6 protein-coding genes are annotated in these 11,617 nt (G+C 38.4%); 1 reads left to right on the top strand and 5 read right to left on the bottom strand.

Annotation, left to right across the window (positions count from 1 at the left end):
- On the bottom strand, nt 1–665 hold a 665-nt coding region (locus V3Z67_RS10765; protein ID WP_330443307.1), incomplete at its 3' end, for a PorP/SprF family type IX secretion system membrane protein.
- An 87-nt stretch (nt 666–752) separates the two neighbouring features.
- Entirely contained in the window at nt 753–7,118 is a 6,366-nt protein-coding gene (locus V3Z67_RS10760; RefSeq protein WP_330443306.1) for a choice-of-anchor L domain-containing protein, read from the bottom strand.
- A gap of 213 nt (nt 7,119–7,331) precedes the next feature.
- On the opposite strand from V3Z67_RS10760, the gene V3Z67_RS10755 reads away from it, so the two are divergent.
- Nucleotides 7,332–8,084 (top strand): UDP-2,3-diacylglucosamine diphosphatase, encoded by a 753-nt coding sequence (locus V3Z67_RS10755; protein ID WP_330443305.1) that lies wholly within the window; start codon nt 7,332–7,334, stop codon nt 8,082–8,084.
- Here V3Z67_RS10755 and V3Z67_RS10750 read toward each other — a convergent pair.
- From V3Z67_RS10750 to V3Z67_RS10740, 3 genes are all read right to left on the bottom strand, one after another.
- A complete protein-coding gene (locus tag V3Z67_RS10750; protein ID WP_330443304.1) occupies nt 8,081–8,434 on the bottom strand; it encodes a hypothetical protein in 354 nt (117 codons plus the stop codon). The two genes, V3Z67_RS10755 and V3Z67_RS10750, sit on opposite strands and share 4 nt — an antisense overlap.
- A gap of 82 nt (nt 8,435–8,516) precedes the next feature.
- Nucleotides 8,517–10,214, bottom strand: coding sequence for a single-stranded-DNA-specific exonuclease RecJ (gene recJ / locus V3Z67_RS10745; RefSeq protein WP_330443303.1), 1,698 nt, complete (start codon nt 10,212–10,214; stop codon nt 8,517–8,519).
- A 220-nt stretch (nt 10,215–10,434) separates the two neighbouring features.
- The gene (locus V3Z67_RS10740) at nt 10,435–11,580 is read right to left on the bottom strand and encodes a hypothetical protein (RefSeq protein ID WP_330443302.1); all 1,146 of its coding nucleotides are present in this window, start codon (nt 11,578–11,580) and stop codon (nt 10,435–10,437) included.
- Between the last annotated feature and the right edge of the window lie 37 nt (nt 11,581–11,617).

Raw genomic sequence — 11,617 nt, 5'->3', positions numbered from 1 at the left:
TTAAGCATAAACGATGGCTTTAGCTTTACATTTTCCGATAACTGGAATACATAACCTCCCGTTAGGAAGTAGTGTTGTACCTCTGATCCGAACTGTTGGGTAGTTGAATCAAAATCAAGGTGTTTGCTGTTCAGCATGTTCGGTACCGAAAAAGCAAGGTAGTACTTCTGGGTATAGTAGAAGAATCCTGCACCTACATTGAAATAGGTATTGTTTACGTTTTCACTGAAAGCAGGGTCTCCGGGTGTAGGAACGTTACCGTTACCAATCTCACTGAAAAGACCTACATCATGGAAGGTAGTACCCGCCTTAAGGCCTAAGGCTAAACGGTGTTCTCCGCCCAAATTAAGAGTATAGGAAAAGTCGGCGTACACGTTGGTTTCTTTTACAGGACCGATCTCATCATTGATTACCGATAGTCCCAAACCTACATTCTTGCCCACCGGGCTGCTGCCCGAAAAGGTCGCCGTGGTTGGCGCATCCTCTATGTCAACCCACTGTTTGCGGTATAACAGCCCAAAGGATAAGTTCTCCTTTGAACCCGCATAGGCAGGGTTGATCACGTTCATGTTATACATGTACTGCGTATAGTGCGGATCCTGCTGGGCAGAAACATCTGCCAGACCGCACAGCGCAACTAGCGCCGCAAGGTATATTTTCTTCATGTGTGTGTTTTCTTTATTGTTAGGCAAAAGCAAGAGCCGGGGAACCCTGAAAAGGGTTCCGCAGCCTGTTTGCCTTAAAATTTATTCTTAGTTCTCCTCTCTGTTAATGTAAACCCATCCGGTTTTACTATCTCCATTTTCCAATTCAATAGAGTAATAGTAAGTACCTGTTGGAAGTTCATTACCTTTTTTGTCTTGGCCATACCATTCGTTAGTATAAGCTCCCTGACTATAAACCTCTTTACCATAACGGTTAAAGATGCCTATTTTAACAACTCCAAACCCTGTAAGGTCAAAGTTGTCATTCTTAGTATCACCGTTTGGAGAGATACCTTTAGGAATCATACAGGCAACATTATCAACAGTAAGCTCAAAAGATGAAGAACAGATATCACCTCCAACCGGTGTTACAGTTACGGTGTAAACACCAATCTCTGTAGCTGTAGCGGTTAAGCCGGTACCAATAGTAGCACCTCCGGCATTAGTCCAGTCAATATTAACAGTATCTTCTGTATAGTTTGCATCAAGAGCTACTTCAAGCATGTAGGTTCCGCCTTCACAACCTTGGTTAACACTAATAATTGGTGTTGGAACAATACTAACCTCAAAACTTGTCTCATCTGTACAGTTTGTAGGTGCAGTAGCAGATTCTGCATATATATATATCATCTGAGAAGTAGTAATTTGATCACCCGCAAGTAACATATCACCTGTTCCGCCAGTACCAGTATAATAATTATTATTAGCACTTAATTCAGGAAGAACATACATATCACATGAAGTTACATTTTCCATTACATCTGCAACCGGAACAGGAGTTACAGTTACATATACTGACTGAGTAGCCTCACAACCTGAGTTGTTTATAGTTACCTCATAAGAACCTTCTCCGGTTACCATAACACTTGTACCTGTTTCTGCCAGAGGAGCGTCGTTAAATGTCCATGTATAAGTCACATCAGGAGAAGCCGGATCAAAGTTAATAGCAACAATGTCTATAGTAGCATCTGTAGTTCCTTCACAAATATTAAAGTCTCCACCCATATCAAAATCAGGTGTAAGATCCTGAATAATCAGGTTAAAGTTAAGAACACCCACACATCCTGTTGGCAGGTACGCTACTCTTACATATATAGGCTGAGCTTCGGCAACTGTATTATCATATACAGGGCCTATAGGATTATCACCACTTTCTGCATCAGCCTCACTTTCGTGATATGAAATTTCAAAATCAGCAACATCATATCCTTCAAGTATGCCTGCTACTATTAAATCAGTATTAGACGTAAAGTCGAATGAAGCAAATCCGCTGGAATCACAAGCAATAAGATCAATAGGAGCACCCACAGTTTCTTCTACAGGAAGGTAGAACTCAACACGTTTAGTACCTTCAAGTATACAGTCTGTACCTTCATAGTTAACCACTACAGTGTAATCACCCGTTTGATTAACTACTAAGCTTGGACCAGTTTCGTCTAACTGAGTAGTAACACCTTCGTCATCAGTAACAGACCAAACAAAGTCATAAAGATCCGGATCTAAATCAGTCTCAATAATTGTTTCCTGCTGATCACAAATAGCATTTCCTCCAGGAACCGTAAGGTCAATACCTAAATCAAGTCCGCCAATATCAAAACTACCACCTGCTAAGAATACAGCAGAGTTAAAGATAGAGTCATTATAATCGGCAATCACAAGTTTAATGTGATAGTTACCACCAGGAACTACAGGACCTGCAGCTGTCATAACAACCGTTTGACCTCTATAACCTATGGCAGATCCATAAGGGTTATCCTGATTGTAAGAACCAAAATATTCAGGATTTTGAGAATCACAACCCGTATTATATTGATTATCCCTAATATTTACTACCGATACCGGAATCGTTGTACCAGGAATAACCGCAAGGTTAGTGGTATTAGTTTCAGGATCAGGGTTATCTAAATCTGTAAGTATAAATGCAAATGCATCAGAGAAGTTACACTGGAATGTACCGTACTCCTGAGAAGCAAACATGAAATCAAAAGTGATTTGGTTTGTAAGCGGAGTAAAGTCAAACTCAAGGATAGATGCATTGTTAAGCGTTCCTGTGTTACCTCCTTCAGCAATAATAGCTGATAAGTCTGCATCACCTACCCAAGTATTTGTCTGAGTACCTGTGTTGTTATTAGGGTAAGGTCCCGGAGCTTCCTGAACACTACCTGTAGCAAGTATAACACCGTCAGCAAATGGGAAAGATGAGTTATTTTGGCTAAAGTAAGATATACCATTAGCCTGACCAAAGTTAGTACCTGTTTGAGATGTGATGTTAGAAACAAGTGCACATTCAGAACTAATAAGTACGTTCTCTACTAACTGCTCTACAGTAAATGATGTTTCATCTACAGCAATTGATCCTGCAGGAGTACCCACACAAATATCAAACGTTGAAGTTTGGTTTGGAGTAGATGTAGACGAGTAAACTCTTACTTTGTAAGTTGTACCCGGAGATAAGTTTTCTGCTAAACTCTGAGTAGCTGTACTACAATAAACCTGAGTTAAAGTACCACACTCATCACCTTCATAAAGCACGTGATATAGTAATGTTGTACTACCCTGAATATTACTTAAAGTAATAAAATGTACAGTACTTGTAGCTGTAAATTCAAACCACACGTCATCATCTGCAGTACCACCACAAGTATTGCCTTCAGCAGAAGCTGTTGCAGAATAAATAGTACCAGATTCAAACTCTACACATTCTGAACTATTGTTCACAGGAACCACAGTAGCCTCAGCACACTCATCGTTTGCCGGTGGTGGTGGTGGTGTAGCCACACATACTTCAAACTCTGAAGTTTGAGCAGTTGACGACCAAGAGTAAACTCTTATCTTATAAGTATTACCAATAGTTAAGCCGGTTGCAAAACTCTGGTTAGGATCACTACAATATAGTTGTGTTAAAGTACCACACTCATCACCTTCATAAAGTACGTGATATAAATCAGTAGTACCATTTGTGATGTTTTGTAATGTAATTACATGAGTATCGTTTGTAGCAACAAACTCAAACCATACGTCATCATCGTCAGTACCTCCACAAGTATTACCTTCAGCAGAAGCTGTTGCAGAGAATACAATACCAGGAACAACCTCAACACACTCCTGAGTTGGGTTAACCGGAACCTCAGTAGCATCAGCACATTCATCATTTACCGGTGGTGGTGGTGGTGTACCTACACAAAGGTTAAAGTCAACTAACTGACCTGAAGTAGAAGTATAAGTATAAATTCTGATTTTATAAGTAGTACCCGGAGTTAATCCTGTTACAGTTGTACTGTTTGAAGTACCACAATACACCTGAGTAAGCGCTCCACATTCGTCACCTTCATAAACCGCATGATATAAGAAAGTTGTACTACCTTCAATATCAAGAATTTTAATTAAGTGTGTATCATTTGTAGCAACAAATTCAAACCAAGCATCATCATCATCTGTACCGAAACATGTATTAGGTTCTGCAGACGGAGTAGTCCATGATAAAGAACCAGGAACTACCTGCTCACAAACCTGAGTTGGGTTAACCGGTACAGGAATAGCCTCAGCACACTCATCATTTGCCGGTGGCGGTGGTGGTGTACCAATACATAAGTCAAACGTAGTAGTTTGCGGAGCAATATTGGTTGAACTGTAAACTCTAATATAATAAGTATTACCTACTGTTAAACCACTCGCTAAACTATTGTTAGTAGTTGCACAATATACTTGTGTCATAGAACCACAAGAAGTACCTTCATAAACAACATGATATAGGAAAGTTGTACTACCTACAACATTTGTAAGATCTATAGTATGTACATCATTTGTAGCAACAAACTGATACCATACATCGTCATCATCTGTACCGAAACATGAGTTAGGCTCACCAGATTCTGTAGCCCATGCAATAGTACCCGAAACGGTATTACCACACTCAAGGTCAGGGTTAGTAAACGCCTGTTGAGCATCTGCACAATCATCATTTGCCGGCGGCGGCGGCGGTGTACCTACACAAAAATCAAATGTAGTAGTTTGTCCGCTTACACCTGTAGAAGTATAAATTCTTACATAGTAAGTCTGACCAATAGTTAAACCGCCTGCAACGCTTGTATTGTTTGTAGAACAGTAAAGCTGAGTCATAGAACCACAGTCATCACCTTCATAAAGAGTATGGTACATAAATGTTGTACTACCTACAAGGTTAGTAAGGCTGATTTGATGCACCTCACTTGTTGCTTCAAACTGATACCATACGTCATCATCATCAGTACCAAAACATGTGTTAGCTTCAAGGGAACCTGTAGCCCATGCAATAGTACCCGAAGCAAAGTTACCACAATCAAGATCCGGGTTTGTTAAAACAACCTCAGCATTAGCACACTCGTCATTTGCCGGCGGCGGCGGAGGTGTACCAATACATAAGTCAAACGCAGATGTTTGAGCCGGAGTAGAAGTCCAGGTATATACTCTAACGTAATAAGTTTCACCTATAGTAAGACCACCTACTAAACTGTTATTAGGGTCACTACAAACGAGGTTTGTTAATGAACCACATGAACCAGAGTAAACAGCATGATATAAATCAGTTGTACTACCCGTAATGTTATTTAGATTAACTGTATGAGTTTCACTTGTTGCAACAAATGAGAACCAAACATCGTCATCATCTGTACCACCACAAGAGTTAGCGTCTATAGATGGAGTAGCCCATGCTACAGTACCCGATGTGAATGAAGTACAGTTTAAATCAGGGTTAACAGTTACATCAAATGCATTAGCACAGTCGTCATTTGCCGGTGGCGGCGGAGGTGTACCAATACAAACATCAAACGCAGATGTTTGAGGGGTTGAAGCGGTTGAATATACCCTTACATAATAAGTATTACCAATTGTTAAACCACCAGCAACACTATTATTAGGGTTGCTGCAGTAAAGTTCTGTAAGTGATCCGCAAGAACCTGAATAAACAACATGATCAAGAGCAGTTGTACCACCTGTAATGTTGTTAAGGTTAATTGTATGAGAAGTACTTGTTGCTACAAATGAGAACCAAACGTCATCATCTTCTGTACCCGAACATGTAGAACCTTCGGCAGAAGCAGTAGCAGAGTAAACAGTACCCGTTACAAACTGAGCACAATCTAAATCAGGGTTAACAGGAACCGCAGTTGCATCAGCACACTCATCGTTTGCCGGTGGTGGCGGTGGTGTACCAATACAGATTTCAAAGTTCGAAGTCTGGTTTGCCAGAGATGTCCATGAATAAACCCTTACATAATAATTATTACCTACTGTAAGCCCTGTAGCTATACTGTTATTAGGGTCGCTACAATATAATTGTGTTAATGAAGAACAATCTGTACCTTCATAAACAACATGATACAAATCGGTAGTACCGTTTGTAATATTATTTAAGTTAACAAGATGAGTAGTGTTTGTTGCTACAAAAGAGAACCAAACATCATCATCATCCGTACCGAAACACGTGTTGCCTTCGGCAGAAGCAGTAGCACCGTTTATACTACCCGGTGTACTTACCGCACAAATATTAGTTGGATTAACTGTTAAAGCAACAGCATCTGCACAGGCATCGTTACCCGGTGCAGTGTTAAAATTATATGGACCAACCCAATCACTAAAGTTACCGTCCCCACAAGCAGCTCTAACATAATATTTATAAGCTGTAGTTGGACTTAATCCGTTAATAGTTGTTGAGTTTCCATCTACCAAATAATCAGGTGTACCATCTGGGGCATCAATAAACTCTACCACCTCAACTTCATACTGAGCAGCACCTCCGGTCCAGCTCAAATCAGCAGTTTCACCTGTAACACCAGTCACAGTAAGACCTGTAGGAGGTAAACATTGTTCAATAATACTTACGTTATCTACTAACCAACGGTCAGCATTATCTCCTTCCATAAGGAAACCAACATAATAATCCTGCCCTGCAGTACCTGGTAGATCTACCGTAACCTCAACATATTCAGTTTGTGCAGGGTTAATCCCAGGCTCAGTCCATGACTGAACAACAGTATAAGCATCAAGATCATCAAGATCAGCACCTGAAGGCGCCATAATAATTCTGTAAGTACCTCCCTGGTTACCACCAAGGGTTAAACGACAGTAAAAATGTAACTGACCGTTTGAAGGCATTGTAAATTGTGGAGTAACAAGCCAGTCTTTAGCTGGATCTCCGTCATCCGGAACGTTTTCACGATCTAGGAAAGCTGCATAATCTCCTGCAAATGGAGGTTGAAAATCATTCCCAAACTGAGACTGTTTCCAGGTTTGCACCACACCTATCCCATTGTTGTGTATTGTCCAGCCGGTTGGGGCAAATGTGCCCTCAAAGCCTTCCAATGGCAGCCCGTCCTGCGAGTAACCGCAAAGGCTTAACAATGCCATGAAAAACAATAAAGTAATTTTCTTCATAGATAATAAATTAGTAGTTTATGTTTAAGTTACCGAAAGTATAAAAAAAAAGATAAGGTTAGTAGCAATTTAATAGCTAATAGTTATGTTTTAACTAAAAAAAACAAATTTATTTCGATTTGTTATGAATTTAAAAAGATAAGGTTATTATAACAGTATGACTTCTTTTTAAAATTGTCTTCATATCTTTGGCATATTATTTAAGAATTTAGCATGTCCCAAAGACTCAAAATATACTTTGCCTCCGACCAACATTTAGGTGCTCCAACCCAAGAAAAAAGCTTCCCAAGAGAGAAAAAATTTGTAGCCTGGCTGGACGAGGTTAAGAAAGATGCCGATGCTATTTTTTTACTGGGTGACCTGTTTGATTTTTGGTTTGAATACAAAACAGTAGTTCCTAAAGGATTTGTAAGAGTATTGGGAAAACTGGCAGAAATACGCGACTCCGGTATACCTATATACTTTTTTGTAGGTAATCACGACTTATGGATGAATGACTACTTTGAAAAAGAACTAAACATTCCTGTTTACCACAAACCAAAAGAATTCACTTTTAACGACAAAGTATTCCTTATAGGGCACGGTGACGGACTGGGACCCGGCGACAAAGGATATAAAAGAATGAAAAAGGTATTTACCAATCCTTTTTCAAAATGGCTTTTCAGATGGTTACACCCTGATCTTGGAGTTAAACTGGCACAGTACCTATCGGTAAAAAACAAACTTATATCGGGCGACTCAGATGTTAGATTTTTAGGTGAAGATAACGAATGGCTGGTTTTATACTCTAAAAGAAAACTGGAAACAAAACACTACGACTATTTCATTTTTGGACACAGGCATTTACCGATGACCATTGATTTAGGACAAAACTCCACTTACATCAATCTGGGTGACTGGATTGGTTATTTTACCTATGGTGTTTTTGATGGTGAGAAATTTGAACTGAAAGAGTACAAAAACTAATTTTTGCATACATTATTAATGTACTCGTTAAGGTTCATTGTAAAAAGCGTACCCTCAAGCAAATCTTTAATGTCAACGAGTTCCTGCACTGAAACAGCCAAATCTATTTCACTAACCGGGGTTTTAAGCAAAAACCTGTGGCATTTGTTCCTAAAACCACAGCCTCCGCAATGGTTTTTATCGTACATTTCGTTTACAATACAGGCAAAACGCTGCACCTCTTCACGAGTAAAATAAAAGCCGGTTTCCCTAAATATAACCTGAATCCTATCGGTTAAAAGCGTATCGTTTTTACGCCAGTAAAATGATACACCAAAATCGTTAAAATAAATTTGTTCAATCTCTTTCATTTTCGTGGTTTTAAACAAAAATATAAATTATTTAAAACCATTCTAAATAAATAGATTGTTTTTAGTAAAAAGTTTTCAACGGTTACTCCTCAGGGCGTATATCACGCAAACGAAGCTGAGTAGAAACATTACCGTTCCACTCATTCTCCTCAATAGAATACACCGCCTCAAAAGGCTTACCATTACAGGCTATATTTATTTTTGATGCCAGCCCGAAACCAACAGCCGCATAGCCTTCGGCGTCACCCTGCTTTACAAAAAGCCTTAAATGGGTTTCATCGGCACCAATAGCTTTACCGTAACCCGTATCCATTAATCCTCGTGACAGGAATACCGGAGTCATATTACCCGGACCAAATGGTTCAAACTGCTTTAATATCCTAAAGAATTTTGGAGTAATATCACTAAAGTCAATCTCGGCATCAACCTGCACTTCGGGTACTAAAAGCTCGGGAGCTATAGTTTGAGACACCACTTCTTCAAAACGTTGTTTAAAGCCGGAATACTGTTCTTCCTTCAACGTAAGCCCTGCAGCATACATGTGCCCCCCAAACTGTTCTAAATGATCAGCACAGGCTTCGAGTGCATTATATACATCAAAATCTTTTACCGATCTTGCCGAAGCCGCCAATTTATCACCGCTTTTTGTAAACACCAGCGTGGGCCTGTAATAGGTTTCCGTTAATCTTGAAGCTACAATGCCAATCACCCCTTTATGCCAGTTTTCATCATACACAACAGTAGTAAAACGCTCCTGCTCGTTATTAGATACAATCTGCATCAGTGCTTCAGTAGTAATTTGCTTGTCAAGATCTTTTCTTTCGGCATTGAGTCCTTCAATCATCGCAGCAAACTCTTGAGCCTGTTCTAAGTTAAACTCAGTAAGCAGTTCCACCGCCTTATTACCGTGATAAATACGCCCGGCGGCATTAATACGTGGTGCTATCTGGAAAACCACATCACCTATGGTAAGTTTCTGTTTTTTTACGTTTTGGATAAGCGCCTGTATACCCGGCCTGGGGAATGTATTAATCACATCGAGTCCGAATGTAGCCAGCACCCTGTTCTCCCCAGTTATCGGGACAATATCGGCTGCAATAGCTGTAGCAACCAAATCAAGATAGGTAACCAAATCGGTTATGGTTTGCCCACGGTTACCTGCAAGTGCCTGTATCAGTTTAAAGCCTACACCACATCCGCAAAGTTCGTCATAAGGATAAGTACAGTCGGTTCGCTTCGGGTCCAGTACCGCTACAGCATCAGGCAGCTCATCACCGGGACGGTGGTGGTCACAAATTATAAAGTCAATCCCCTTTTGTTTGGCATATTCAACTTTATCAATCGATTTGATTCCACAATCAAGCGCAATGATAAGCGACATCCCGTTATCATCGGCAAAATCAATTCCCTGAAACGATACTCCGTAGCCCTCTGCATACCTGTCGGGTATATACGTCGCCACATTCGGATAGTACGAATGCAGGTATGACGACATTAACGAAACGGCCGTAGTACCATCTACATCATAATCACCAAAAACAAGGATGTTTTCGCCATTTTCTATAGCTTTCTCAATACGTTTCACCGCCTTATCCATATCCTTCATCAGGTAGGGATCATGCAAATCGCTTAGTTTAGGGCGGAAAAAATTCTTCGCCTCCTCAAAAGTTTCAATACCACGTTGTACCAGCAGTGAAGCTATGACACCATCTACCTGAAGCGCCTGTGATAAATGTTTTATTTTTTGAAGATCGGGTGTTGGTTTTAATGTCCAGCGCATGAAGAATTTTTAATTTCACCAAATGTAATTAAAGAGAAATGCATTGGCAACTAAAGGTTGATTTAGTATTATTTTTTGGGATAATTACCAGTATAAAACATTACCGGAAAATTAATTTTCCGGTTTTCTTTTGAAAATCAGGTCGTGGGTTAATGCTCGATGTAAGAATAATTTTTATTTATAAAATTCAACTAAAAGACTTCTAACTGAGAAACACTTTTCATATTTTATCTTTCTCAAAAAGCCTTTGGTTAATAATAAAAAAGTTACCTGTAGTCATTATCCATTCATTAATTTCAGAACATAAATCATAAATGGTCGACGCTAACAACTCAACAATATTATCTTTCACTTTATAACTATCAAGTAAGAATTCTAATTGAAAATCCTTAAAGCTACCACTATCTATAACTACACTTTTGCTAGAATTGATTTTTTCAACAAGAATAAAACTACCTTTAGAATTACTTTTATTCATCTTTACTGCATCAATTAAAGCATATCTTTTCTCACATTCAAATATATCGTAAACTTCAATATCTGAAATTAATTTACTTAAATTTTTAAATTGTAATATGATTTTTGCAAGTGCATTTTTCTCTTTATCACTTAAAAAATTTATATAAACTTGATCATTAAAAAATTCAACAAACTCTCTAATATGCGAATCATTATCTTTCAACAATTGAAATCCTAAAAAAGTTTTTACTCTAAAAACCTTTTCTATTTCTTCTCTTGACATATGAAGTAAGAAGTTATAATCATAACATTTTGGCACTTCTCTAAAGAAAAGAACTTTACTTATATCCACTAAAATTGCTTGGACTGCTAAATCTATTTCTTTTTTAATTGATTGAAAATATTTTTTATTAGTTATATGATTATCAAAGATATTTTGGATTTGTCCAATCAATAATTTCGTTAAATTTTTATTACTTGAAGTATAAGTAATAGGCTTCCTATGCCTTATATCAAAAGGCAAATCTTCAATTTGCCCATATTCAAGATTATAGACACATAATATTTTATTCCAGCCTATTCTAGAGCTAGCATATCCTAACTCAATTAAAACATTAGGATTACAAACTTTTCGTGTTTGACTAACTTTATTAAAAATAGAGGCATTTGATATTAAAGAAATGTCACTCAAAAAAATATCACAACTATCAATTTTTGAAAATATAGTATTTGCTAATTCAGGTGTACCGGTTTCATTTCTGCTATCACTTTCAATAAAACACTCAGAAATAGTATTATTATTTTCAAAAATTGTCTTCAAGGCATCCTTTAAACAATTTTCAATAAAACTTCTATTAGTCTTATTAGGTAAATCAGACTGCCAGGAATAAAACACTTTTAGCTTCATACGTTTAAATAAAGTTCTTGAAATCCCTAAAAAGCAG

It is taken from the genome of Flavobacterium sp. C4GT6, assembly GCF_036347315.1.
In the GTDB taxonomy this organism is placed as follows: domain Bacteria; phylum Bacteroidota; class Bacteroidia; order Flavobacteriales; family Flavobacteriaceae; genus Flavobacterium.
The sequence above is the reverse complement of the archived record's forward strand: the minus strand, read 5'-3'. Positions and strand labels throughout refer to the sequence as shown.

Coding starts and splice junctions, on each gene's coding strand:
- V3Z67_RS10740 (WP_330443302.1), bottom strand. CDS start 11,580: ATGAAGCTAAAAGTGTTTTATTCCTGGCAGTCTGATTTACCTAATAAG.
- recJ (WP_330443303.1), bottom strand. CDS start 10,214: ATGCGCTGGACATTAAAACCAACACCCGATCTTCAAAAAATAAAACAT.
- V3Z67_RS10755 (WP_330443305.1), top strand. CDS start 7,332: ATGTCCCAAAGACTCAAAATATACTTTGCCTCCGACCAACATTTAGGT.
- V3Z67_RS10760 (WP_330443306.1), bottom strand. CDS start 7,118: ATGAAGAAAATTACTTTATTGTTTTTCATGGCATTGTTAAGCCTTTGC.
- V3Z67_RS10750 (WP_330443304.1), bottom strand. CDS start 8,434: ATGAAAGAGATTGAACAAATTTATTTTAACGATTTTGGTGTATCATTT.